Source organism: Pseudomonas sp. BF-R-24, assembly GCF_019947335.1.
GTDB lineage: Bacteria > Pseudomonadota > Gammaproteobacteria > Pseudomonadales > Pseudomonadaceae > Aquipseudomonas > Aquipseudomonas jessenii.
This window is the reverse complement of sequence record NZ_JAGYGG010000024.1, coordinates 1-25,473: the sequence shown is the minus strand read 5'-3', so window position 1 is coordinate 25,473 and position 25,473 is coordinate 1. Positions and strand designations below refer to the sequence as shown.

The following is a 25,473-nucleotide window of genomic DNA, read 5'->3' as shown; positions in this document are numbered from 1 at the left end:
AGGGGTGAAACACCTTGGCCAAGATTCTCGTGGTTACATCCGGCAAGGGTGGTGTGGGTAAGACCACCACCAGCGCCGCTATCGGTACCGGTCTCGCTCTGCGCGGCCACAAAACAGTGATCGTCGACTTCGACGTGGGCTTGCGCAACCTCGACCTGATCATGGGATGCGAGCGCCGCGTGGTGTATGACTTCGTCAACGTGGTCAACGGCGAAGCCAACCTGCAACAGGCCCTGATCAAAGACAAGCGCCTGGAAAACCTCTACGTGCTGGCCGCCAGCCAGACCCGCGACAAAGACGCGCTGACCGTCGAAGGCGTGGAAAAAGTCCTGATGCAACTCAAGGAAGACTTTGAGTTCGTGGTCTGCGACTCCCCGGCAGGCATCGAGAAAGGCGCCCACCTGGCCATGTACTTCGCCGATGAAGCGATCGTCGTGACCAACCCGGAAGTCTCCTCGGTACGTGACTCCGACCGCATGCTCGGCCTGCTGGCCAGCAAGTCCCGTCGCGCCGAACGCGGCGAAGACCCGATCAAGGAACACCTGCTGATTACCCGTTATCACCCGGAACGTGTGAGCAAAGGCGAAATGCTCGGCGTAGAAGACGTCAAGGACATCCTTTCGGTGACCCTGCTCGGCGTGATCCCTGAATCCCAGGCGGTGCTCAAGGCATCCAACCAGGGTGTTCCGGTGATTCTCGACGACCAGAGCGATGCCGGCCAGGCCTACAGCGATACCGTGGACCGCCTGCTGGGCAAGACCGTGGATCATCGATTCCTTGATGTACAGAAGAAGGGATTCTTCGAGCGCCTGTTTGGAGGCAACTAAGCAATGAACCTTTTTGACTTCTTTCGTGCCAACAAAAAGCAAAGCACCGCGTCGGTAGCGAAAGAGCGTCTACAGATCATCGTGGCGCACGAACGCGGCCAACGCAGTACCCCGGACTACCTGCCAGCCTTGCAGAAGGAACTGGTCGAGGTGATCCGCAAGTACGTCAATATCGGGTCCGATGACGTGCACGTCGCACTGGAAAGCCAGGGCAGCTGCTCGATTCTGGAACTCAATATCACCCTGCCAGATCGCTGAGTCGATCCGGCTGGAGCCACGGCGGCTCAGGCCCCTTGCGCGACTGCAAGGGACCTGAGCCGCCGTTGGCGTTTGTTACGAGGCTGTTTTAATGCCGCTGTCCAACATCCACATCATCCATCAGGATGCCGCCGTACTGGTGGTGAACAAACCGACCCTGTTGCTCTCTGTCCCTGGCCGGGCCGACGACAACAAGGACTGCCTGATTACCCGCCTGCAGGAAAACGGCTACCCGGAAGCGCGAATTGTCCATCGCCTTGACTGGGAGACTTCCGGCATCATCCTGCTGGCCCGCGACCCGGACACCCATCGCGAACTGTCCCGGCAATTTCACGACCGCGAAACCGAAAAGGCCTACACCGCCCTGTGCTGGGGTCAGCCGGAACTGGACAGTGGCAGCATCGACCTGCCCTTGCGCTACGACCCGCCGACCAAGCCGCGCCACGTGGTCGACCATGAGTTCGGCAAACACGCGCTGACCTTCTGGCGAGTGCTGGAGCGTTGCGGCGACTGGTGCCGCGTTGAGCTGACACCGATCACCGGCCGCTCCCACCAGTTGCGCGTGCACATGCTCTCGATTGGTCATCCGCTGCTGGGTGACGGGCTCTATGCCCATGAGCAGGCGCTGGCGGCCTGGCCGCGCCTGTGTCTGCACGCGAGCATGCTCAGCTTCACCCATCCGCAAAGTGGCGAACGCCTGCGCTTCGAGTGCCCGGCACCGTTCTAAAACTGTGGGAGCGGGCTTGCTCGCGAATACGGTGTGTCATTCAACGATGTATTGACTGACTCGACGCCTTCGCGAGCAAGCCCGCTCCCACAAGGGATCTCCTCCAGATTCAATTTCGATGGTCAGCCCCACAATCAGTGCGACGCCATTTACCAGGCCAATACGTTAAACTGGCGCCACTGCTGTCTGGAGCTACTTTATGCGCGAAGAGTTGAACCAAGGCCTGATCGATTTCCTCAAGGCCTCCCCTACCCCGTTCCATGCCACCGCCAGCCTTGTTCAGCGCCTGGAAGCGGCGGGCTACCAACGCCTCGACGAGCGCGAGCCGTGGAATACCGAAGCCAACGGTCGCTACTACGTCACCCGCAACGACTCTTCGATTGTCGCGATCAAGATGGGCCGCCATTCACCGCTGCACGGCGGCATTCGCCTGGTCGGCGCCCACACCGACAGCCCGTGCCTGCGCGTCAAGCCGCAACCGGAACTGCAACGCCAGGGCTTCTGGCAACTGGGCGTTGAAGTCTATGGCGGCGCGCTGCTGGCGCCGTGGTTCGACCGCGACCTGTCCCTGGCGGGCCGCGTAACCTTCCGTCGTGATGGCAAGGTCGAGAGCCAGTTGATCGACTTCAAGGCACCGGTCGCGATCATTCCGAACCTGGCGATTCACCTCAACCGTGAAGCCAACATGGGTTGGGCAATCAACGCCCAGACCGAACTGCCGCCGATCCTCGCGCAATTTGCCGGTGACGAGCGCGTGGACTTCCGCGCGGTGCTCACCGACCAGCTCGCCCGCGAACACGGCCTGAATGCCGACGTGGTGCTCGATTACGAGTTGAGTTTCTACGACACCCAAAGCGCTGCGGTCATTGGCCTGCATGGCGACTTCATCGCCGGCGCGCGCCTGGACAACCTGCTGTCGTGCTACGCCGGCCTGCAAGCGCTGTTGACGGCCGACACCGACGAAACCTGCGTGCTGGTCTGCAACGACCACGAAGAAGTCGGTTCCTGCTCGGCCTGCGGTGCCGACGGCCCGATGCTTGAGCAAACCTTACGTCGCTTGCTGCCTGAAGGTGATGAATTCGTACGCACCATTCAGAAATCCCTGCTAGTTTCGGCTGACAACGCCCACGGCGTGCATCCGAACTACGCCGACAAGCACGATGCCAACCACGGTCCGAAACTCAACGCCGGCCCGGTGATCAAGGTCAACAGCAACCAGCGCTACGCCACCAACAGCGAAACCGCCGGGTTCTTCCGTCACCTGTGCATGGCTGAAGAAGTGCCGGTGCAAAGCTTCGTAGTGCGCAGCGACATGGGCTGTGGTTCGACCATCGGCCCGATCACCGCCAGCCACCTGGGCGTGCGCACCGTGGATATCGGCTTGCCGACGTTCGCCATGCACTCGATCCGCGAACTGTGCGGCAGCCAGGACCTGGCGCATCTGGTCAAGGTGCTGAACGCGTTCTACGCCTGCCGCGAATTGCCGTAAACCCCGCAATACCCTGTAGGAGCGAGCCTGCTCGCGATGGACGTGAACGATTACGCGTGTTTTCTGGATAAACGCGGCGCCCTGAAGTTCATCGCGAGCAAGCTCGCTCCTACAGACAACACGGTGCAAAAAAGCCGCCTAGACTTCCAGTATCCCTTCGACAAGGCCGTCTCCATGATTTCGATGTCTACCTTTCACGCCATGCTGATTCCGATTCTTGCCGGGATGCTCCTGCTGGCCGTCGGCTTCAACTTTCGCGACAAGAATGCCGGCGTGTTTGCCATGTGGATCGGCATGCTGACCATTCTCGCGACCGTTGTTCTCAAGATCCTCGCCAAACTCAACGAATAATTCCTCGCCCTTGGCTCGCATTGATTTTGACGGGCTCGTACACTCGGTCGATCCGCTCCCTGCGAGGTTGACCGCCTAGTGTTCGCTCGTCTTTTTTCCCTCCCGTGTATTGTCCTTGTCTGCCTGATGACGCTGCTGTCAGTGACGCCTGCCCAGGCGGCCGGCCTGCCGGGCCTGCTCAACAACCAGGCCAAGGCGCAGCCCGAAGCACAGGAACCGCTGGGGCAATCTCTGGACGAAGTGATCAAGTCACTGGAGAACGACCAGCAACGCTCCAAGCTGCTGGCCGACCTGAAAAAGCTCCGCGACACCACCAAACAGGCCCAGCCGATTACCGAAGAAGGCGTACTGGGTCTGATTGGCGGAACCCTGGCCAATTTCGAGAAGAAATTTTCCGGCGTCGACAGTCCGCTCACGCTCTGGTCCAGTGAATTCGATCAGGCCAGGGAAGAACTGGTGGCGCTGGCGCTGCCGGCCAATGAATGGCTGCCCATGCTGTTCGCCTTTGCCATGATCCTGATGGTCTGGAGCCTGCTGGCCGCCGCCCTGATCTGGATCAGCCACCGCGTGCGGATGCGTTTCGGCCTGACCGAAGAACTGCCGCAGCATCCCAGAGCCCTGGACATGTTGCGTTTTGCGCTGCGCAAACTCGGGCCATGGCTGATCGCCCTGGTGATCACGGTCTACATGAGCTACGCCCTGCCCTCGTCCCTGGGCAAAAGCCTGGCGATGGTGCTGGCCTATGCACTGGTGGTCGGCACCTGCTTCTCGGCCATCTGCGTGATTGCCTTTTCCCTGCTCGACGGCCCACACCGCCACCGCGCCTTGTACATCCTGCGGCACCAGGCGTTTCGGCCGCTATGGCTGATCGGCAGCTTCGCCGCGTTTGGCGAAGCGCTGAGCGATCCGCAACTGGTCAACAGCCTCGGCAGCCATCTGGCCCATACCGCCGCGACTGCCGCCAATGTCCTGGCCGCGCTCTCCACGGGGCGCTTCATCCTGCGTTTCCGCCGGCCGATCGCCCACCTGATCCGCAACCAGCCACTGTCCCGACGCCTGACCCGACGCGCCCTCAACGACACCCTGTCGATTCTCGGCACCTTCTGGTACGTACCGGCGCTGGTGCTGGTGGCCATTTCCCTGTTCGCGACGTTCATTTCCGCCGGCGACACCAGCACCGCCCTGCGCCAGTCGCTGATCTGTACCGTTTTGCTGGTGTTGTGCATGGTCATCAACGGCCTGGTACGCCGTCACGCCCTCAAACCGCAGCGCGGCATCCGGCGCTACGCGGTGTATTCGGAACGGCTGAAAAACTTCTTCTACACCATCGTTCACTTGTTGGTGTGGCTGGCCTTTATCGAACTCGGCCTGCGGGTCTGGGGCATGTCGTTGATCCGCTTTACCGAAGGCGACGGCCACGAAGTCAGCGTCAAACTGTTCAGCCTCGCCGGCACGCTGCTGTTTGCCTGGCTGATCTGGATTCTCAGCGATACCGCCGTGCACCACGCACTCACCCGCTCGCGCAAAGGCCTGGCCAATGCCCGCGCACAGACGATGATGCCGCTGATCCGCAATGTGTTGTTCATAGCGATTTTCATCATCGCGCTGATCGTTGCCCTGGCGAACATGGGCATGAACGTCACGCCCCTGCTGGCCGGTGCCGGTGTGATCGGTCTGGCCATCGGTTTTGGTGCGCAGTCGCTGGTAGCCGACCTGATTACCGGGTTGTTCATCATCATCGAAGACTCCCTGGCCATTGACGACTACGTGGATGTCGGAGGCCACCTCGGCACGGTCGAAGGCCTGACCATCCGTACCGTGCGCCTGCGGGACATCGACGGCATCGTCCACACCATTCCGTTCAGCGAAATCAAAAGCATCAAGAACTACTCCCGGGAATTCGGCTACGCGATCTTCCGGGTAGCGGTGCCGGCCAACATGGACATCGACAACGCAATCAAACTGATGCGCGAAGTCGGCCAGAAAATGCGCACCGACCCGCTGCAGCGGCGCAATATCTGGTCGCCGCTGGAGTTCCAGGGGGTGGAAAGTTTCGAGTCGGGCAACGCGATCCTTCGCGCCCGGTTCAAGACGGCGCCGATCAAGCAGTGGGAGGTTTCGCGGGCGTTCAACCTGTCACTCAAGCGGCACATGGATGAAGCCGGACTGGATCTGGCGACACCGCGGATGAGTATTCAGGTGATTACCGCGGGTGGTGCGCCAGAACAGTCCGTGTAGGAGCGAGCTTGCTCCGGGCGGCGTTCCGACGATGAAACTCAAGAACGCCGCGTTTAGCCAGTAAACACGCGTAATCGTTAACGACCATCGCGAGCAAGCTCGCTCCTACAGGAAGGTCGGACGTTAGACGACATCCACCCCGACATGAATCGCATCATGCCGCCAAAACTCCAGGTCGCAGTCGATCAAGCGTTCATGCTGGTCATAGTTGACCCGGGCAATCTGCAAGCCCGGGCTACCCACCGACACCTTCAACGCCGCTGCCGCATCCACCGACAACGCCGTAGGTACAATCTCGAAGCGCACCCGCCCGTAGTGCAAGTCGTAATGCCGCGCATACAACTCGGTGATCGACTGATTCAGATCGAACTCAAGAATCCCCGGGAAATACTGTGGGTTCAGATAGTGCTCCACGTACAACACCAGTCGCCCGTCAATCCGCCGTGAACGGCAGATCTGAATCACGCTCGACAGCGCCGGCAATTGCAGCCAGGCACACACCGCCGCCGACGCCGGCTGCAATCGCGCTGAAATCACCTCGGTCGACGGCACCCGCCCCTGGGCGCTGACCATCGCGTGAAAGTGGCTACGCTGCATGAGGTTGTAGGCCAGGCGTGGCGGCGAGACGAACCAGCCGCGACGCTCCTCGCGATAAATCTGCCCCTGGGACTCCAACTGCAACAACGCTTCACGCAAAGTGATCCGTGTGGTGCCAAACAATTCGCTGAGCTTGCGTTCGGCCGGCAATTTGCTGCCGGGGGTCAACAGTCCATGGTCGATCTGCTCCTGAAGCACCTGGCCGATGGCTGTTACCGCTTTTGTTGCCTCTTCACGCATCAACGTTTCCTTTCTGGACTAGACCAGCACCATTTCAGGGCAGAACCGCAGTGTAAACCGGCTCATTCAATAGTCTGCAAGCGTAGGCAGCGCAGATGAACCAGATGTGACAAAGCCGCCCAACGGTCGCCATTCCCTGCCTTCAACAACTTGCAATTCATCGGCCAAGTCCCTTGTCTTCCGGGGCCTTGACCATGGTCTACGCTTAGCAGGCCAGTCGCGATACCGATGAACAAAAAGTCATTCCGGGCGACGAACGACATCAAAGTGTCATCCAGCCTCCTTAAATTGGCTCAGGTATTGCTGACCTAGACCAACAAACCGTAATCGCAGCGTTGAACACGACCCAAGGAGCTTCGGAATGAAAAAGCTTTTCCTGGCATCACTGTTAGGCTCGACCATCGCAATGTGCACCGCCGCCATGGCGGCCGATGATCTGAAAACCCTGGAAGCCGCTGCGAAAGCGGAAGGCGCCGTCAACAGCGTTGGCATGCCCAATGACTGGGCCAACTGGGCCGGCACCTGGAAAGACCTGAGCGACAAGTACGGCCTCAAGCACATAGACACCGACATGAGCTCGGCCCAGGAGATCGCCAAGTTCGCCGCGGAAAAAGACAACGCCAGCGCCGACATCGGCGACGTCGGTGCAGCGTTCGGACCGATCGCGGTCAAGCAAGGCGTGGTCCAGCCTTACAAGCCTTCGACCTGGGATCAGATTCCGGACTGGGCCAAGGACAAAGACGGCAACTGGGCACTGGCCTACACCGGCACCATCGCTTTCATCGTCAACAAGAAGTTGCTGCATGGCTCCGAGGCGCCAACCAAGTGGGCTGACCTCAAGGACGGCAAATACAAGGTCTCCATCGGCGACGTGAGCACCGCGGCCCAGGCAGCCAACGGCGTATTGGCCGCGGCACTGGCCAACGGTGGCGACGAGAAAAACCTCAAGCCTGCCCTGGATCTGTTCGCCGACATCGCCAAGCAAGGTCGCCTGTCGATGTCCAACCCGACGATTGCCACCATGGAAAAAGGCGAAATCGAAGTCGGCGTGGTCTGGGACTTCAACGGCCTGAGCTACAAGGCCAAGATGGCCAACCCGGATGACTACGTGGTGCTGATCCCGTCCGACGGCTCGGTGATCTCCGGCTACACCACCATCATCAACAAGTACGCGAAAAACCCGAATGCAGCCAAGCTGACCCGCGAATACATCTTCAGTGACGCCGGCCAGATCAACCTGGCCAAGGGCAACGCCCGTCCGATCCGTGCCGAACACCTGACCCTGCCAGCCGAGGTGCAGGCCAAGCTGCTGCCTAACGAGCAGTACAAGAAGGTCACGCCGATCAAGGACGCGGACGCCTGGGAGAAGACTTCCAAGGCCCTGCCTCAGAAGTGGAATGAAGAAGTCATCGTTGAAATGAAATGATGCGGTAGATCCCTGTGGGAGCGAGCTTGCTCGCGATAGCGACCTGACATTCAGCATTGATGTTGAATGGAAGTCCCTCATCGCGAGCAAGCCCGCTCCCACAAGGGATTGGTTGCGTACTTGAATCATCTGTTTTGCGGAGTTTTTGCCCCTATGAAGCACAACGTCATCCTTGTCGTGCTCGACGGCCTCAACTACGAGGTTGCCCGCCACGCCATGGGGCACCTGCAGGCCTACGTCAGCGCAGGACGCGCGGCACTCTACAAACTGCAGTGCGAGTTGCCGGCCCTGTCCCGCCCCCTGTACGAATGCATCCTGACCGGCGTCGCGCCGATCGACAGCGGCATCGTCCACAACAACGTCTCGCGCCTGTCCAACCAGCGCAGCATCTATCACTACGCCACTGACGCAGGTCTTGTCACCGCGGCGGCGGCCTATCACTGGGTCAGCGAGCTGTACAACCGTTCGCCCTTCGTCGCAGCCCGGGATCGTCACACCGATGACCCGCAACTGCCGATCCAGCATGGGCATTTTTACTGGAACGATCACTACCCGGATTCGCACCTGTTCGCCGACGCCGAAAACCTGCGCCTGCGCCATGCACCGAATTTTCTGCTGATCCACCCGATGAACATCGACGACGCCGGGCACAAGCACGGCCTCGACACCCCGCAGTACCGCAACAGTGCCCGCTCGGCCGACATCATCCTGGCCGACTACCTGCAAGGCTGGCTCGATGCCGGTTACCAAGTGCTGGTCACCGCCGACCACGGCATGAACAACGACCGCTCCCACAACGGGCTGCTTGCCGAAGAGCGCGAAGTACCGCTGTTCGTCCTCGGCGACGCTTTCAGTTTCGATTCGGGCGCTGTGCCCGAACAGACTGACATTTGCGGCACCGTCTGCGAACTGCTGGGCGTGCCTCACGACAAGCCGGTGTGCCGGGAGCTTCTGAAGTGAATTCCATGACTCGCGGTAAATGGCTCGCAGCCTTGTGCCTGGTGCCATTTGCGCTGTTCTTCATCGTGTTCGAAATCGCACCGCTGACCTGGGTGATGATCAACAGCCTGCAATCGGAAGAGTTCGGCTGGGGCCTGGCCAACTTCAGCAAGATCTTCAGCTCGAAGTTTTACCTGCAGGCCATCCAGTACAGTCTCGAGATCAGCTTCTGGTCCAGCGTGTTCGGGATCGTCATCGCGGTACTCGGCGCCTATTCCCTGCGCCGGGTGGACTCGAAACTGCGCAATTTCGTCAACGCCTTCGCCAACATGACCAGTAACTTCGCCGGCGTGCCCCTGGCCTTCGCGTTCATCATTCTGCTCGGCTTCAACGGCAGCTTCACCATCATGCTCAAGCAGGCCGGAATAATTCAGGACTTCAACCTGTACTCGAAAACCGGGCTGATCCTTCTCTACACCTACTTCCAGATTCCCCTCGGCGTGCTGCTGCTGTATCCGGCCTTCGATGCACTGCGCGAAGACTGGCGTGAGTCCGCTGCGCTGCTCGGCGCCGACGGTTGGCAGTACTGGCGGCACATCGGCTTGCCTGTTTTGACGCCGGCACTGCTGGGCACCTTCGTGATCCTGCTGGCAAACGCCCTCGGTGCCTACGCCACGGTGTACGCCCTGACCACCGGTAACTTCAACGTGCTGCCGATCCGCATCGCGGCGATGGTGTCCGGTGACATTTCCCTGGACCCGAACCTGGCCAGCGCCCTGGCCGTGGTGCTTGTGGCCTTGATGACCCTGGTGACCATCGTGCATCAGTTGCTGTTGAAGAGGAGCTACCATGTCTCGCGCTGAACTGGGGCCCGCCGGTGTCTACCACCGCGTCGTGGTGTATCTGCTGTTTGCCATCCTGCTGTTGCCGCTGCTCGGCACGCTGATCTATTCGATCTCCAGCAGTTGGTCGGCGACCATTCTGCCCAGTGGCTTCACCCTCAAGTGGTACATCCAGCTGTGGAGCGATCCGCGCTTCCTGAATGCGTTCGGGCAGTCGCTGCTGGTCTGCGTCGGTTCGCTGATTCTTTCGGTAGTGCTGATTCTGCCGTTGCTGTTCGTGGTGCATTACCACTTCCCGAAACTCGACGCACTGATGAACATCCTGATCCTGCTGCCCTTCGCCGTGCCGCCGGTGGTGTCGTCGGTGGGGCTGTTGCAGCTTTATGGTTCCGGACCATTCGCCATGGTCGGCACGCCGTGGATCCTGATCGGTTGCTACTTCACCGTGGCGCTGCCGTTCATGTACCGGGCGATCACCAACAACCTGCAAGCGATCAACCTGCGCGACCTGATGGATGCCGCCCAGTTGCTCGGCGCCAGCACCTTTCAAGCCGCCTTCCTGGTGGTGCTGCCGAACTTGCGCAAGGGCCTGATGGTGGCGTTGCTGCTGTCGTTCTCGTTCCTGTTCGGTGAGTTCGTGTTTGCCAACATCCTTGTCGGTACCCGCTACGAAACCCTGCAGGTCTACCTCAACAACATGCGCAACAGCAGCGGTCATTTCACCAGTGCGCTGGTGATTTCCTACTTCTTCTTTGTGCTGGTTCTGACCTGGATTGCCAATATCTTGAACAGGGACAAAAGCGAATGAGCTATGTCAGCGTCCAACATCTTCAGAAAAGCTTCGCCGGCACCACGGTGTTCAGCGACATCAATTGCGAAATCCAGAAAGGTGAATTCGTCACCCTGCTCGGTCCGTCCGGTTGCGGCAAATCCACCCTGCTGCGCTGCATCGCCGGCCTGACTTCGGTGGATGGCGGCAAAATCCTGCTCGATGGTGCCGATATCGTGCCGGTGAGCCCGCAGAAACGCGGGATCGGCATGGTGTTCCAAAGCTATGCGCTGTTCCCCAACATGACCGTGGAGCAAAACGTCGCCTTCGGCCTGCGCATGCAAAAGGTCAATGCCGATGACAGCCGCAAACGCGTCGCAGAAGTGCTCAAACTGGTGGAGCTCAATGACTTTGCCGCGCGTTACCCGCACCAACTGTCGGGCGGTCAGTGCCAGCGCGTGGCCCTAGCCCGCTCCCTGGTGACCCGGCCACGCCTGTTGTTGCTGGATGAACCGTTGTCGGCCCTGGACGCGCGGATTCGCAAACACCTGCGCGAACAGATCCGTCAGATCCAGCGCGAACTGGGCTTGACCACGATTTTCGTCACACACGATCAGGAAGAAGCCCTGACCATGTCTGACCGGATTTTCCTGATGAATCAGGGAAAGATCGTACAAAGTGGCGACGCCGAAACCCTCTACACTGCGCCAGTCGATGTGTTCGCCGCCGGGTTCATCGGCAACTACAACCTGCTGGACGCCGACAGCGCCTCGAAGCTGTTGCAGCGACCGATCAACAAGCGCATTGCCATTCGCCCGGAAGCCATCGAACTGAGCCTTGACGGTGAACTGGACGCGCAAGTGCGCAGCCACAGCCTGCTGGGCAACGTGATTCGCTACCGGGTCGAAGCCCGGGGCGTAGAATTGGTGGTGGATGTGCTGAACCGCTCGGCGGCCGACCTGCATCCCGATGGTCAGCGCCTGGCGCTTTCCATCGATCCGACGGCCCTGTGTGAGGTAGCCTGATGCCTTTGCTGACGCTGAAGAGAGAACTGCACTGATGGCCCTGGCAATTTTTGATCTGGACGAAACCCTGATCCACGGCGACTGCGCCTCACTGTGGAGCGAGCAAATGGTCCGCCTCGGCTGGGTCGATGGCGAGTCGTTCCTGCGTCGCGACAAGGAATTGATGGATGCCTACGGCAGGGGCCATCTGGCCATGGAGGACTACATGGCCTTCAGCCTGGATCCGTTGATTGGTCGTACGCCTGAAGAAGTCGCGCACCTGGTTGGTCCGTGGGTAGAGGACTTCATCGAGCCGATCATTTTCAGCGATGCCACCAAAGCCATCGCCGCGCACCGCAAGGCCGGCGACCGGATCCTGGTGATCTCGGCCTCGGGCACCCACCTGGTCGGTCCCATCGCCGAGCGCCTGGGCATCGACGAGATTCTGGGCATCGAACTGGAAGTGGCCCATGGCGTCTACACCGGCCACACCGTTGGCACCCTGACCTACCGCGAAGGCAAGATCACCCGCTTGCTGGAGTGGCTGGATGCAGAGGAGGAAAACCTCGAAGGCGCGAGCTTCTATTCCGACTCCCGCAATGACCTGCCGCTGTTGCTGAAGGTGGATTTCCCTCACGTGGTCAACCCGGATCCGGTGTTGCGCGAGCAGGCTGAAAAAGCCGGCTGGCCGATCCATATCTGGAAGTAACCCGGATCCCCTGTGGGAGCGAGCTTGCTCGCGATAGCAGTGTGTCAGTCAACGTTAATGCCGACAGACAGAGCGCCATCGCGAGCAAGCTCGCTCCCACAGTTTTTTGTGTTGTCAGGTGAGGCTTTCGTCAATCACCAGCACCACTTTCCCCGCCACGGTATTACTCGCCAACTCGGCAAACGCCGCCTCGGCATCCTTGATCGGGAATGTCCCGGCCAGTTGCGGGCTCAAGCGCCCCTCGGCAAACAACGGCCACACATGCTGGCCCAAATCACTGAACAGATCGGCCTTGAACTGATCGTCGCGACTGCGCAAAGTCGAACCCAGCAACTGCACACGCTTGGCCAGCACCTGGGCCAGATCCAGCTTGGCCTCGCGGCCGCCCATCAGACCGATCAACACCCAGCGGCCATCCTGCGTCAGCAGCTTGAGGTTCAAGGCCGCGTAATTGCCGCCCACCGGATCGAGAATCACATCGAACGGCCCCAGATCCCGCAGGCTCTCCAGATCGCCATTACGCACCACGCCGCCCTGGGCGCCCAGCGCTTCGCAATACGCCAATCGCTCTGCGGAGCCGACACTGACCCAACACGGATTGCCGAACGCCTTGCACAGCTGAATGGCAGCTGAACCGATTCCACTTGCCCCGGCATGCAGAAGAACTTTCTGACCCGGTTTGAGCGCAGCCAGTTGAAACAAATTCAGCCAGACTGTTGCATAAACTTCGGGCAATGCAGCCGCTTCGAACAGTGACATTCCATCGGGAACCGGCAGCACATGCCGCCCGTCGACAACCACCTCTTCGGCCATCCCGCCCCCGGCCAGCAAGGCGCAAACCCGATCGCCAACCTGCCAGGAGGACCCGGCGCCCACCTCGCTGATGACCCCCGAGCACTCTAGACCGAGCACTTGACTGGCCCCTGGCGGGGGCGGGTAAAGGCCGGCCTTCTGCAACAAATCGGCACGATTGAGGCCCGCTGCCGCCACTCGTATACGAACTTGTCCTACATCGCATGCAGGACTCGGCTCATCAACCCATACCACTTGACCGTCAACGCCTTGCAATGCTTTCACAGTGCCTCCATAGTGAGTCTGGACTGAGCCCGAAGCTATAGCGTCGGGTTTTTTGCATTATGCGACCGGCTCCCAAAGAACCGGCGACTTCAAAGACGGCCTAATATGCGTTATCAATTGTCCCCGCGTCGAATCAGCATGAAGCATCTGTTCCCCAGCACTGCCCTCGCTTTATTCATCGGTATCGGCTTGCTGCCGATGTCGAGCAATACATTCGCAGCCAATAGCTGGGACAAGCTTCAACCCGATCGTGACGAAGTGATCGCCAGTCTGAACGTCGTGGAGTTGCTCAAGCGCCACCACTACAGCAAGCCGCCGCTCGATGACGCACGCTCGGTAATCATCTACGACAGCTACCTCAAGCTGCTGGATCCGTCGCGCAGCTACTTCATGGCCAGCGACATTGCCGAATTCGACAAGTGGAAGACGCAGTTCGACGATTTCCTCAAGAGCGGCGACCTGAACGCCGGGTTCACCATCTACAAGCGCTACCTGGACCGCGTCAAAGCGCGTCTGGACTTCGCTATTGCCGAGCTGAACAAAGGCGTCGACAAGATCGACTTCACCACCAGGGAAACCTTGCTGATCGACCGCAAGGACGCCCCTTGGCTCAAATCCACCGCAGAACTCGACGACCTGTGGCGCAAACGCGTCAAGGACGAAGTCCTGCGTCAGAAGATCGCCGGCAAGGATTCCAAGCAGATCCAGGAAACCCTGACCAAGCGCTACAAGAACCAGCTGGCGCGCCTGGACCAGACCCGCGCGGAAGACATCTTCCAAGCGTACATCAACACCTTCGCCATGTCCTACGACCCGCACACCAACTATCTGTCGCCGGATAACGCGGAGAACTTCGACATCAACATGAGCCTGTCCCTCGAGGGCATCGGTGCCGTGTTGCAAAGCGATAACGACCAGGTGAAAGTCGTGCGCCTGGTGCCGGCAGGTCCGGCGGACAAGACCAAGCAGGTTGCACCGGCCGACAAGATCATCGGCGTTGCCCAGGGCAACAAGGAAATGGTCGACGTCGTGGGCTGGCGCCTGGACGAAGTGGTCAAGCTGATCCGTGGTCCGAAGGGCACCGTAGTGCGCCTGGAAGTTATCCCGGCCAGCAATGCTCCGAACGACCAGACCACCAAGATCGTGCCGATCACCCGTGAAGCGGTGAAACTCGAAGATCAGGCCGTGAAGAAGTCGGTCTTGAATCTGAAGCAGGACGGCAAGGACTACAAGCTCGGTGTCATCGAGATCCCGGCGTTCTATCTGGACTTCAAGGCCTTCCGTGCCGGCGATCCGGATTACAAGAGCACCACCCGCGACGTCAAGAAACTGCTGACCGAATTGCAGAAAGAGAAAGTCGACGGCGTGGTCATCGACCTGCGCAACAATGGCGGCGGCTCCTTGCAAGAGGCCACCGAGCTGACCAGCCTGTTCATCGACAAAGGCCCGACCGTGCTCGTGCGTAACGCCGATGGCCGGGTCGATGTCCTGGAGGATGAAAATCCGGGCGCGTTCTACAAAGGCCCGATGGCGTTGCTCGTCAACCGCCTGTCCGCCTCGGCTTCGGAGATTTTTGCCGGCGCCATGCAGGACTACCACCGCGCGCTGATCATCGGCGGCCAGACCTTCGGCAAAGGCACCGTGCAGACCATTCAGCCGCTCAACCATGGCGAACTGAAACTGACCCTGGCCAAGTTCTACCGGGTTTCCGGGCAGAGCACCCAGCATCAGGGCGTCTTGCCGGACATCGATTACCCGTCGATCATCGACACCAAGGAAATCGGTGAAAGCGCCCTGCCGGAAGCCATGCCGTGGGACACCATCAAGGCGGCGATCAAGCCTGCGGTCGACCCGTTCAAGCCGTACATTTCGCAGCTCCAGTCCGAGCATGACGTGCGTACGGCCAAAGATGCGGAGTTCGTGTTCATCCGCGACAAGCTGGCCCTGGCGCAGAAACTGATGGCCGAGAAAACCGTCAGCCTCAATGAAGTCGAGCGTCGTGCCCAGCACGCCGACATCGAAGCCAAACAGCTGGCCATGGAAAACATCCGTCGCAAGGCCAAGGGCGAAGAGCCGCTCAAAGAGCTGAAGAAAGAAGACGAGGACGCCCTTGCGGCCGAGGATGACAAGACCAAACCGGAAGACGACGCCTACCTCAGCGAAACAGGGCGGATTCTGCTGGACTACCTGAAACTCAACACGGCAGTGGCCAAGCACTGAGTTTGTACAAACAACTGATGGCAATTTAATGCTGACGCCCCGGTAGCGTCATCAAACAGTCATCATTCTGTCGTGAAATAAAGGACCGGGCGTGCTCTTTTTACCAAGGGCACGCCCGGTCCTTTTTTTATTGCCAGAGATCGCCATGACCACAACCGAACAGCTGAGTGCCTTGAGCTCGATCCTGAGTCAAAGCGGTTTACACAGCCTGTTCCAACCGATCATCAGCCTCTCTGAACGACGCATCCTCGGTTACGAAGCCCTCAGTCGTGGCCCCTCCAACAGCCCTCTGCACTCCCCTGTCGCCCTGTTCGCCGTCGCCCGCCAGGCCGGACGCCTGAGCGAACTGGAAATTGCCTGCCGCAAAAGCGCTTGCCGACGCTTCAATGAGCAACAACTGCCAGGCCTGCTGTTCCTTAACGTGTCCCCGGAGTCCCTGCTCGAAGCGGCCCATCAACCGGGGCGCACCCTGCAATTGCTGCAGGATTTCGGCATTGCGCCAAGCCAGGTGGTCATCGAGCTCACGGAACAGACGCCGACGGATGATTTCCAGCTGCTGCAAACCGCCCTGCATCACTATCGGGCGATGGGGTTTTCGATTGCGCTGGATGATCTGGGCGCGGGCTATTCGAGTTTGCGCTTGTGGTCCGAGCTACGGCCGGATTACGTGAAAATCGACCGGCATTTCATTGATGGCATTCATCAGGATGCGCTCAAGCGCGAGTTCGTCGGCTCGATCCTGCAAATCGCCAAGGCCTCGCGGGCGCAAGTCATCGCCGAAGGTATCGAGCTCCCCGAAGAACTCACGGTGCTGACCGAAATGGGCGTGGACCTGGTGCAGGGCTATCTGCTCTGCCGCCCCCAGGAACACCCGCCACGGGATGCCCGGACATTGATGCCCCGACAGGACAGCACCGCCGTTGCACTGAGCGAAGACGGCAGCGACCTCAGCGCCCTGCTCAACGAGCTGCCCGCAGTGAACCGCGACACGCCGACCGCCACGGTGCTCGAAGCCTTTCGCCGCCAGGCCAACCTGAACTCGCTGGCAGTCCTGGATGAACAGGGTCAACCCTGCGGCATTGTCCATCGTCATTCGCTCTCCGACGCCCTGCTCAAACCCTTTGCCACCGACCTGTTCGCCCGCAAGCCCATCAGCCGCCTGATGAACGATGACTTCCTCGCCGTCGAGCTGAGCCAGTCGCTGCAACAAGTCAGCCGCCTGATCACCAGCCGTGCCCGCCAGCGCATCGAAGAAGATTTCATCATTACCCTCAACGGCGGTTACCTGGGGTTGGGCCGGGTGATCGACGTGCTCAAGCTGATCACGGAACTGAAGATCCAGCAGGCCCGCTACGCCAACCCGTTGACCTTGCTTCCGGGCAACGTGCCGATTCAGCAATGCCTGACGCGACTGCTGCAACAGCGAAGGGAATCGGTGATCTGCTACGTGGACATTGATAGCTTCAAACCTTTCAACGACATCTACGGCTATGGTCGCGGCGACGAAGTCCTGCTGTGCCTGGCGCAATGCCTGAACGATCGCGTCGACCCGTCCCGCGACTTCGTCGGCCACATCGGCGGCGATGATTTCCTGCTGGTGCTAGGCCCGGAAGACTGGCGCAAACGTTTGAACCAGTTGCTCGACGACTTCCAGAGCCAGTGCCGGCGCTTCTACCGCAGCGAGCACCTGGAAGCCGGCTGCTTCATCGCACCCAATCGCCAGGGGCAGCGCCAGGAGTTTGCGTTGTTGTCGCTGTCGATCGGCGTGGTGCATTTGCATCCACAGGCCTGTGGACAACTCGATGCGAGCCAGTTGGCCGAGATGGCATCACAGGCCAAGCACCATGCGAAGAATGTGCAGGGCTATAGCGTGCATGTGGTTGATAGCCGGGTGGTTTCGACTGTTGAAGAGCTGCTCGTTTCCGGGCATCGATAAGGGCGCTTTCCGGTTTCACTCGGATCAACGAGGCGCCGAGGAAGACTTCAGCTCTTCGAGCTTGATCGGCGCCAATGGATGCCCGGCCTTCGCCGCCATCTCCCAGAATCGCGCCGCTTCGACCGGATCGGGAGCCTTGCTCGCCGTCCCGGCCAGTGTGATCACGCCCACCTGATACGCCGCCTTGCCATCGCCCGCCAACGCCGCCAGACGCAACAAACGCACGCCCTCCTCACGAGCACCGAGGCCGACGCCTCGAAACGCCAGGATGTGCCCATAGAAGCTCTGGGCGCCGACATTGCCCAGGTTGGCCATGCGTGCGAACTGGCCTTCGAGCCAGCGCCAGCCACGTGGCTGACGGACAAACCATGACCAGTGAAACAATCGGCGCGCGAGCCAGTAACCAGCCCGCGCCTTGAGTTGTAAAAACACTCAGGCCTCGGCCGATTCCGGGTATTCGTACTCGAACACCCGCACCACTTCCGAAGCATGCCAGGACGCGGCGGCAACGCCGTCAGACGGCCCGGAAAAACGCCCGAGACGCTCGACACATTCAAAGAATCCAGTGCGCGGCAAGCGGCTGGCGCCCTGACTGATCACCAGTGAACTGCGCAATGGCTGCTCCGCCCTGGCGTCCAAGGCCGCCAGATGCTCAAGGGCCGCCGTCAGGGTCTGCATGGCCGGGGTCGGCAGCTGCAAACGTTCCAGCAATGCCCGATACGTCAACAGATGGCGCTGGCGACGCGCCTGATCCAGTTCGCCGAGCAATCCGTCCCAATGTTGACGACTGATGCGTACGCTCACGATTCATCCCTCCACCCTGGCACCGTCAATTCCCAGGCCAGGCTACGGCGAATCGCGGCGTCGGGCAGACGCTCGCCACTTTCGATCATGGCTAGGTAAGACGGGCTGATGCCTACCGTGCGGGCCAACGCCTCGATGGCGATGCCCTTCCCCTCGCGCAAACTGCGTAGTTGATCCAGACCCGGAAGTATCGCGTCTGGTGTCGCCGCCTGAGGCTTCGTGGCTTGAGGCGACGCTTGCTCTTTGATGCCCGCTGCTTTCAATAACGCCTGATACTGAGCCCATGGCAGAACCGCATATTCGGGCTCGCCTTCGCGTGTAATTATCTGAATATCCATCACTACCCCGTAGGACAACAACACTTAGCGAGTCGGCACTTTTCCCTAGAAGTGTAATCCTAACAGCGGCCAAGGTCGCGGGGGGCATCAATCTATGAACTCATCAAAATCGAATCAGTGTTTTTTCGGGCCTTGAAGTTGAAGTTGCTCGGGGGTATCAGGCAGACGCTCAACCACCGCGAGCTTCTCCGGCACCTGCCGTTTGCGCCAGGCGCGGAAGGCATTGAGCTCGTCGTCGAGCACTTTCATCAGCCATGCCAGTACCGCGATGTCATCGAGCATGCCAAATACTGGAATGAAATCCAGGATCGCATCCACCGGACTGAGGAAATACATCAGGCCCGCGACAACCGAAACCAACGCCTTGGGACTGATGGCGCGATACTCACCACGCCAATAGGCCAGGCAGAGTGCCTGCAACAGCTTCAAGTCGTCCTTGATCTTGCCCAATCGATTACCCTGGCTTGCGCCTTTACTGGCGACCGCGAACAACAGGGTTGGCAATCGACCGCGTGCCAGCAGACGTCCGGCCAGTGGCAGGAAACGAGCGAAACTCCAGGGCGTTTTCATCATTCCTCCCGTTGAAATGTTATCCACACAAATTGTGGATAACCTTGTGAACAGAGCTGCTTTTCATCGCTGTAAGCCCCGTTTTACAAGGCCCGCGTTCAGATCGGGCGTTTTTTACTCATCAAAAAAAACCCATAATTTCATTGACTTGGCGGCCTTGTGCGTCTACCGCCAACACTACTATGCCTAAGACTCCAGCCTAGAGCGTCTGTTCGTTTTGTTTACCCGTGCCGAACGCCAGATGCAACAACGCCCCGCATGAGCGAGGCGTTGTTATCGAAGCAGGCGCTGGTTACTTGGCAGCGGCGTCTTCTTTTCCCGGATCCTTGATGGCCAGCAGTTCCAGGTCGAATACCAGCACCGAGTTGGCTGGAATCGCCGGGCTTGGGCTTTGAGCGCCGTAAGCCAGGTCAGCAGGGATGTACAGCTTGTACTTCTCGCCAACGTGCATCAGTTGCAGGCCTTCGACCCAACCCGGGATCACACCGCTGACCGGCAGATCAATCGGGCTACCGCGCTCGACGGAGCTGTCGAATACGGTGCCATTGGTCAGCTTGCCGGTGTAGTGAACGGTCACTACGTCAGTCGGCTTTGGCTGAGGACCATCGGCTTTCTGCACGACTTCGTACTGCAAGCCCGAAGCGGTGGTGGTCACGCCAGCTTTCTTGGCGTTGTCTTCGAGGAATTTCTTGCCGGCAGCCGCCGACTCTTCGCTCATCTTGGCCATGCGCTCTTCGGCACGCTTTTGCAGTGCGGCGAACGCCTCGACCAGTTCTTCGTCTTTGAGCTTCTGCTCTTTCTTGCCAACGGCGTCTTCGATGCCCTGGGCTACAGCCTTGGAATCCAGGTCATCCATGCCTTCCTGAGCCAGGCTCTTGCCCATGTTCAGGCCAATGCCGTAGGAAGCTTTTTGCGCCGGAGTTTTCAGCTCTACGCTGGTCTGCGAATCACAACCCGCGAGTACCAGGCCAACCAGGGCTACCGCCGCCGCCAACCGATGCTGTTTCATGCTATTTCCTTGTTCATGCGCCTAAAGGGCAATCGAGTAAAGCCGCGAGCTTATCAGGCCGCCACGACCAATGGCTACCGGCATGAGAGCCGGAAACAATTGATAAGTTCAGGTGTTTAAACGCATTTCACAATTCGTGTCGATGAAGCTTCTTTCATCTTGTTCCGACGCAGGCTGATTCCTGAACCTACAATATCTGGCGTAATGGCCTCTTGCCCCACCCTGAGTGCTCGGGCATAACGGCATGATCATTCGACAAGGAAGTTTATTTTGCGCCTCTTCTTTCGTTTGCTGATTCTCATCGCACTACTGCTCGGGCTGGTCATCGCCGTGGTTCTCTATTACGTCGCCAACCCGAAATTGCCGGCCTGGTCGCCCGCACAACAGGTGCATTACCTGGAGCAATGGAGCGCCGCCGATCGAGATACTTATTACTTCACACCCCAGGGCACTCAGGTCAAAGGCTTGCGCTATGACTGGTTCACTGCCCTCGAACTGCCCTTCTCGCAACAACGCTTCGCCACCCCCGAATACCTCGCCCGCTTCGGTTTCCTGGTGGACCCCGGCCAGGCACCAACACCGAACAACCCCGGCAACCTCCCGGCAGGCTTTACCCGGCACCAGAACGCGGGTAGCCCGGATGTGTTTCTGGATATCACGTGCGCGGCCTGCCACACCGGTGAACTGCGCTACAAGGGTCAAGCCCTGCGTATCGACGGCGGCTCGGCGCAGCATGTGCTGCCGTCCAGTGTTCCTACGCTCAAAGGCGGCAGTTTCGGACAGGCCCTGGTGGCCAGCCTCGCCTCCACTTACTACAACCCGTGGAAATTCGAGCGCTTCGCACGCAACGTGCTTGGCCAGGACTACGAGACGCGCCACAAACAGTTGCGCAAAGATTTCAAATCTTCACTGGATACATTCCTCAAAGTGGCCTGGAACGACACCCATCGCGGGCTCTATCCGACCGAGGAAGGCCCGGGGCGCACAGACGCCTTCGGGCGCATCGCCAACGCCAGCTTCGGTGATGCGATTTCCCCCGACAACTACCGCGTGGCCAATGCCCCGGTCGATTATCCACAGCTGTGGGACATGTGGACGTTCGAATGGGTGCAGTGGAACGGCTCGGCGAAACAACCCATGGCCCGCAACATCGGCGAGGCGTTGGGCGTCGGCGCCACGCTGAACTTCTTCGACAAGAACGGCCAGCCGCTGATGGGCGATGCCCGCTATCCGTCCAGTGTCCGCGTGCGCGATCTGCACCTGATCGAAGAAACCCTGCAACGACTCTCGCCTCCGGCCTGGCCGGAAGATCTGTTGGGCGCGGTCGACAAGCCTCTGGCAGCCCAGGGGCGCACCTTGTTCGCCGAAAACTGCGCGGGTTGCCATGTACCGCGCACCAGCCAGGGCGACGGACGATACGTCCAGCACCTGAAAATGCTCCCGGTGGATTACATCGGCACTGACCCCGGCGCGGCCAACAACATCGCCGACCACCGCTTCGACCTGACAGCGCTGCAATGGAAGCAGGCCGAACTGGAAAAACTCGATGTCGAACCAAAACCCGACGAGCCTCTGGACCTGAGCAAGATGTCCGTGGCCAAGGGACTGGCCTATGTCACCGCCTATGTCCAGGACCGTGCGTATCAAGACGCCAATGTCACCCCTGTCGAGCGCCCTGAAATGGACGGTTTCGGTCTGCCAATCGGAGTGCGCGAATTGCGTTCGTACAAGGCCAGGCCATTGGCAGGTGTATGGGCGACACCGCCGTTTCTGCACAACGGTTCGGTACCGAGTATTTATCAACTGCTGTCGCCTCAGGATGAGCGTGCGACCACGTTCTATAAAGGCACTTTCGAATACGACCCGGGACACCTGGGTTACCGCACCGAAGCCTTTGCCAATGGCTTCCTGTTCGACACGCGTATCACCGGCAACCACAACGGTGGCCATGAATTCCGTGCCGGCAAACTTGGCAATGGCGTGATCGGCCGCGGGTTGCAGCCGCAAGAACGCTGGGCATTGCTGGAGTATCTGAAAGTGCTGGGCGGCCCGCTGGAGGCGCAATTGCCATGACCACTGCCTCAGTCAGGAGAACGTTCCCATGCTGATAACGCTCTGGCTGCGCCTGGGCGCCTTCCTCGCCAGGCTGTTGCTGTGGTCACTGGTCCTCGGCGTGCTGGGCTGGGCCCTGGCCAGCGCCTGGTTTGCCTGGCAGCATCGCGGGCCGGTCTCGGCGCAGGAGTTGATTGCGGACGACGAAGCGGCGATGACCCAGGACATCATCCAGACCGCCGTGCGCATCGTCGATCAGCACCGTGAAAGCACCCGCTACCTGCGCGACGCCCATGCCAAGGCCCATGGCTGTGTGAAGGCCGAGGTTCAGGTGCTGCCGGAACTGCCAGGTGAACTGCGCCAGGGTGTGTTCAGCGAGCCGGGCAAAACCTGGCAAGCGACAATGCGCCTGTCCAACGGCAATGCCTACCCGCAGTTCGACAGCATCCGCGACGCCCGGGGCATGGCGATCAAACTGTTCGATGTGCCGGGCAAGCAACTGTTGAGCGACCGGCAGGGCCGAGGCGAACAGGACTTTGTGATGTTCAACCACCCGAACTTCTTTGTCAGTAATGTCGCCGAATACCGTCAGAACGTCGCCGCCCAGGCCAACGGTAAAAAGATGATGGCCTTCTTCCCCGGCCGGGACCCACGCACCTGGCAGGTTCGCCACCTGTTCATTGCCCTGGCGACACTGGCCCCTGCCCCGTCGAGCCCGACCCAGACGACGTACTTTTCGGTTTCACCCTACAAATTCGGTGAAGCCAATGCGAAGTTCCGGGTCATGCCCGATCCCGATGGCTGCCCGGCCTACAACCTGCCGGAACAGAATCGCAAGCTGCCGAACTTTCTGCGCAATGCGCTGAACCAACAGCTGTCGACCGACCGGGTGCCTGCGTGTTTCGCTTTGCAAATCCAGCGACAGGACGCCAACAGGTACATGCCGATTGAAGACACCAGCATTGAGTGGCGCGAGAGCGATGCGCCCTTCGAGACGGTGGCGCGGATCAAGGTTCCGGCGCAGGACTTCGATACACCGGCGCTAAACCTGCAATGCGACAACCAGTCGTTCAATCCCTGGTTCGGCATCGAGGCGCACCGACCGATTGGCGGGATCAATCGCCTGCGCAAGGCCGTGTATGAAGCCGTCAGCGACTACCGGCACAGCCGTAACGCCGAACTGTAGGAGCGAGCTTGCTCGCGAAAAACCCATGGGCGCCGCAGGCTATCTGAATCTACGCGTTATCGTTAACGACCATCGGGAGCGAGAAAAGCCAAATCCCGGACAGCAAAAAGCCCGCACAAGGCGGGCTTTCTGTGGTGACCTGGCGTTCAGTGTTCCAGATTACCGAATATGGCGCAGCGGACGGGACTCGAACCCGCGACCCCCGGCGTGACAGGCCGGTATTCTAACCGACTGAACTACCGCTGCGCGTAGCGTTGAAAGTGGTGGGTGATGACGGGATCGAACCGCCGACATTCTGCTTGTAAGGCAGACGCTCTCCCAGCTGAGCTAATCACCCTTTACCTTCGTTGCGGGGCACATTATGCCACAGGTTTTTATAAAGTGTTGATTTATTTGAAGTTTTTTCAAAAAAATCTAAAAACCGGTGAAACGATGCAACCTGCAGGAACAACATACAAACTTGGAACAGAAAAAAACCCGCGTTAGCGGGTTTTTCCGTGGTGACCTGGCGTTCAGTGTTCCAGGTTACCGAATATGGCGCAGCGGACGGGACTCGAACCCGCGACCCCCGGCGTGACAGGCCGGTATTCTAACCGACTGAACTACCGCTGCGCGTAACACTGAAAACGAATGGTGGGTGATGACGGGATCGAACCGCCGACATTCTGCTTGTAAGGCAGACGCTCTCCCAGCTGAGCTAATCACCCTTCGCTTCGGTGTGGCGCGCATTCTACGGAGCGACCCAACCTCTGGCAAGCACTTTTTAAAATAATTTTCTCAGCCCTTCCAAAGGCTTAGAGAAAGGTTGGCCTATGGCACGGCGAAGACAATAATGCCCCCCTTTGTATAAAGGAGAGACTCACCCCATGTGGTTCAAAAACCTGCTTATCTATCGCCTGACCCAAGATCTGCCTGTTGATGCCGAGGCGTTGGAAACTGCACTGGCCACCAAACTGGCGCGCCCATGTGCAAGCCAGGAGTTGACCACCTACGGTTTCGTCGCGCCATTCGGCAAAGGCGAAGATGCACCACTGGTACACGTCAGCGGTGACTTCCTGCTGGTGTCCGCACGCAAGGAAGAACGTATTTTGCCGGGCAGCGTCGTGCGTGACGCCGTCAAGGAAAAGGTCGAAGAGATCGAAGCCGAGCAAATGCGCAAGGTCTATAAGAAGGAGCGCGATCAGATCAAGGATGAAATCATCCAGGCCTTCCTGCCCCGCGCCTTTATCCGCCGCTCGTCGACCTTCGCCGCCATCGCGCCGAAACAGGGCCTGATCCTGGTCAACTCGGCCAGCCCGAAACGCGCCGAAGACTTGCTGTCGACCCTGCGCGAAGTGATCGGCACCCTGCCGGTGCGCCCGCTGACCGTGAAGATGTCCCCGACCGCGACCATGACCGAGTGGGTCACCACCCAGAAAGCCGCGAACGACTTCTTTGTGCTGGACGAGTGCGAACTGCGCGACACCCACGAAGACGGCGGCATCGTGCGTTGCAAGCGCCAGGACCTGACCAGCGAAGAAATCCAGCTGCACCTGAGCACCGGCAAAGTGGTCACTCAACTGTCCCTGGCCTGGCAGGACAAACTGTCCTTCGTCCTCGACGACAAAATGGTGGTCAAGCGCCTGAAGTTCGAAGACCTGCTGCAAGACCAGGCGGAACAGGACGGCGGCGACGAAGCCCTGGGCCAACTGGACGCCAGCTTCACCCTGATGATGCTGACCTTCGGCGATTTCCTGCCGGCGTTGGTTGAAGCGCTGGGTGGCGAAGAGACTCCGCAGGGGATCTAAAAGCTTGTGATCTCAAACTGTGGGAGCGGGCTTGCTCGCGAAAGCGGAGTGTCAGTCAGTATCTATGTCGACTGACAC

At 59.7% G+C, this 25,473-nt stretch carries 24 protein-coding genes and 4 tRNA genes; 17 read left to right on the top strand and 11 right to left on the bottom strand.

Translation table 11 applies throughout. From position 1 onward, the window contains the following. The first annotated feature begins 14 nt into the window (after positions 1-14). From minD to KGA98_RS18985, 6 genes are all read left to right on the top strand, one after another. Positions 15-827, top strand: coding sequence for a septum site-determining protein MinD (gene minD / locus KGA98_RS19010; protein WP_090453967.1), 813 nt, complete (start codon positions 15-17; stop codon positions 825-827). A gap of 3 nt (positions 828-830) precedes the next feature. Then, positions 831-1,085: a cell division topological specificity factor MinE gene (gene minE / locus KGA98_RS19005; RefSeq protein ID WP_007974947.1), complete on the top strand. Its 255-nt coding sequence runs from the start codon at positions 831-833 to the stop codon at positions 1,083-1,085. Positions 1,086-1,176: 91 nt separating this feature from the next. Continuing rightward, positions 1,177-1,812: an RluA family pseudouridine synthase gene (locus KGA98_RS19000; protein ID WP_046037585.1), complete on the top strand. Its 636-nt coding sequence runs from the start codon at positions 1,177-1,179 to the stop codon at positions 1,810-1,812. A 199-nt stretch (positions 1,813-2,011) separates the two neighbouring features. Further along, a complete protein-coding gene (locus KGA98_RS18995; RefSeq protein ID WP_150812344.1) occupies positions 2,012-3,301 on the top strand; it encodes a M18 family aminopeptidase in 1,290 nt (429 codons plus the stop codon). 36 nt (positions 3,302-3,337) lie between these two features. Beyond that, the gene (locus KGA98_RS18990) at positions 3,338-3,652 is read left to right on the top strand and encodes a hypothetical protein (protein ID WP_150814116.1); all 315 of its coding nucleotides are present in this window, start codon (positions 3,338-3,340) and stop codon (positions 3,650-3,652) included. Between the two features lie 126 nt (positions 3,653-3,778). Then, positions 3,779-5,890: a mechanosensitive ion channel family protein gene (locus KGA98_RS18985; RefSeq protein WP_256355572.1), complete on the top strand. Its 2,112-nt coding sequence runs from the start codon at positions 3,779-3,781 to the stop codon at positions 5,888-5,890. Positions 5,891-6,013: 123 nt separating this feature from the next. Here KGA98_RS18985 and KGA98_RS18980 read toward each other — a convergent pair whose 3' ends face one another. Continuing rightward, positions 6,014-6,727, bottom strand: coding sequence for a UTRA domain-containing protein (locus KGA98_RS18980; protein WP_057715771.1), 714 nt, complete (start codon positions 6,725-6,727; stop codon positions 6,014-6,016). 361 nt (positions 6,728-7,088) lie between these two features. On the opposite strand from KGA98_RS18980, the gene KGA98_RS18975 reads away from it, so the two are divergent. The 6 genes from KGA98_RS18975 to KGA98_RS18950 all read left to right on the top strand — a co-directional run bounded on the left by KGA98_RS18975 (position 7,089) and on the right by KGA98_RS18950 (position 12,416). Continuing rightward, positions 7,089-8,153, top strand: a complete 1,065-nt coding sequence (locus tag KGA98_RS18975; RefSeq protein WP_218542825.1) for an ABC transporter substrate-binding protein — start codon at positions 7,089-7,091, stop codon at positions 8,151-8,153. A 153-nt stretch (positions 8,154-8,306) separates the two neighbouring features. Next, on the top strand, positions 8,307-9,113 hold the full coding sequence (locus tag KGA98_RS18970) for an alkaline phosphatase family protein (RefSeq protein ID WP_154860713.1): 807 nt from the start codon (positions 8,307-8,309) through the stop codon (positions 9,111-9,113). 5 nt (positions 9,114-9,118) lie between these two features. Continuing rightward, on the top strand, positions 9,119-9,955 hold the full coding sequence (locus tag KGA98_RS18965; RefSeq protein ID WP_218543198.1) for an ABC transporter permease: 837 nt from the start codon (positions 9,119-9,121) through the stop codon (positions 9,953-9,955). Beyond that, a complete protein-coding gene (locus KGA98_RS18960; protein ID WP_090453956.1) occupies positions 9,942-10,742 on the top strand; it encodes an ABC transporter permease in 801 nt (266 codons plus the stop codon). The genes KGA98_RS18965 and KGA98_RS18960 overlap by 14 nt, the downstream gene beginning before the upstream one ends. Continuing rightward, positions 10,739-11,728, top strand: coding sequence for an ABC transporter ATP-binding protein (locus KGA98_RS18955; protein ID WP_057715776.1), 990 nt, complete (start codon positions 10,739-10,741; stop codon positions 11,726-11,728). The genes KGA98_RS18960 and KGA98_RS18955 overlap by 4 nt, the downstream gene beginning before the upstream one ends. A gap of 34 nt (positions 11,729-11,762) precedes the next feature. Continuing rightward, on the top strand, positions 11,763-12,416 hold the full coding sequence (locus KGA98_RS18950) for an HAD family hydrolase (RefSeq protein WP_218542824.1): 654 nt from the start codon (positions 11,763-11,765) through the stop codon (positions 12,414-12,416). A gap of 114 nt (positions 12,417-12,530) precedes the next feature. Here KGA98_RS18950 and KGA98_RS18945 read toward each other — a convergent pair whose 3' ends face one another. Beyond that, entirely contained in the window at positions 12,531-13,493 is a 963-nt protein-coding gene (locus KGA98_RS18945) for a zinc-binding dehydrogenase (protein WP_150814122.1), read from the bottom strand. 138 nt (positions 13,494-13,631) lie between these two features. Between KGA98_RS18945 and KGA98_RS18940 the strand changes: the two genes are divergently transcribed. Together KGA98_RS18940 and KGA98_RS18935 are read left to right on the top strand one after the other, a co-directional pair. Further along, entirely contained in the window at positions 13,632-15,713 is a 2,082-nt protein-coding gene (locus tag KGA98_RS18940; protein WP_218542823.1) for a carboxy terminal-processing peptidase, read from the top strand. A 145-nt stretch (positions 15,714-15,858) separates the two neighbouring features. Next, positions 15,859-17,649, top strand: a complete 1,791-nt coding sequence (locus tag KGA98_RS18935; protein WP_218542822.1) for a bifunctional diguanylate cyclase/phosphodiesterase — start codon at positions 15,859-15,861, stop codon at positions 17,647-17,649. Between the two features lie 24 nt (positions 17,650-17,673). On the opposite strand, the gene KGA98_RS18930 is transcribed toward KGA98_RS18935, so the two are convergent. The 5 genes from KGA98_RS18930 to KGA98_RS18910 form a co-directional block, all read right to left on the bottom strand. Further along, positions 17,674-18,081, bottom strand: coding sequence for a sel1 repeat family protein (locus KGA98_RS18930; RefSeq protein ID WP_154947266.1), 408 nt, complete (start codon positions 18,079-18,081; stop codon positions 17,674-17,676). Next, positions 18,082-18,453, bottom strand: a complete 372-nt coding sequence (locus tag KGA98_RS18925) for a hypothetical protein (protein WP_007898892.1) — start codon at positions 18,451-18,453, stop codon at positions 18,082-18,084. After that, the gene (locus KGA98_RS18920; protein ID WP_007974980.1) at positions 18,450-18,791 is read right to left on the bottom strand and encodes a helix-turn-helix transcriptional regulator; all 342 of its coding nucleotides are present in this window, start codon (positions 18,789-18,791) and stop codon (positions 18,450-18,452) included. Before KGA98_RS18920 ends, KGA98_RS18925 begins: the two co-directional genes overlap by 4 nt. A 114-nt stretch (positions 18,792-18,905) precedes the next feature. Continuing rightward, positions 18,906-19,361, bottom strand: coding sequence for a YkvA family protein (locus tag KGA98_RS18915; protein WP_057715782.1), 456 nt, complete (start codon positions 19,359-19,361; stop codon positions 18,906-18,908). Between the two features lie 292 nt (positions 19,362-19,653). Then, positions 19,654-20,370, bottom strand: coding sequence for an FKBP-type peptidyl-prolyl cis-trans isomerase (locus KGA98_RS18910; RefSeq protein WP_057715783.1), 717 nt, complete (start codon positions 20,368-20,370; stop codon positions 19,654-19,656). 270 nt (positions 20,371-20,640) lie between these two features. Between KGA98_RS18910 and KGA98_RS18905 the strand changes: the two genes are divergently transcribed. After that, a complete protein-coding gene (locus KGA98_RS18905) occupies positions 20,641-22,443 on the top strand; it encodes a di-heme-cytochrome C peroxidase (RefSeq protein ID WP_150814126.1) in 1,803 nt (600 codons plus the stop codon). A gap of 28 nt (positions 22,444-22,471) precedes the next feature. Then, positions 22,472-23,608: a catalase family protein gene (locus tag KGA98_RS18900; RefSeq protein WP_218542820.1), complete on the top strand. Its 1,137-nt coding sequence runs from the start codon at positions 22,472-22,474 to the stop codon at positions 23,606-23,608. 169 nt (positions 23,609-23,777) lie between these two features. On the opposite strand, the gene KGA98_RS18895 is transcribed toward KGA98_RS18900, so the two are convergent. From KGA98_RS18895 to KGA98_RS18880, 4 genes are all read right to left on the bottom strand, one after another. Then, a tRNA-Asp gene (locus tag KGA98_RS18895) sits at positions 23,778-23,854 on the bottom strand. Positions 23,855-23,869: 15 nt separating this feature from the next. Further along, positions 23,870-23,945: transfer RNA gene (locus KGA98_RS18890), tRNA-Val, on the bottom strand. Positions 23,946-24,143: 198 nt separating this feature from the next. Further along, a tRNA-Asp gene (locus tag KGA98_RS18885) sits at positions 24,144-24,220 on the bottom strand. A 19-nt stretch (positions 24,221-24,239) separates the two neighbouring features. Continuing rightward, positions 24,240-24,315 (bottom strand) — tRNA-Val (locus KGA98_RS18880). 159 nt (positions 24,316-24,474) lie between these two features. Here KGA98_RS18880 and rdgC point away from each other — a divergent pair. Next, a complete protein-coding gene (gene rdgC, locus KGA98_RS18875) occupies positions 24,475-25,395 on the top strand; it encodes a recombination-associated protein RdgC (RefSeq protein ID WP_218542817.1) in 921 nt (306 codons plus the stop codon). Positions 25,396-25,473: the final 78 nt, after the last annotated feature.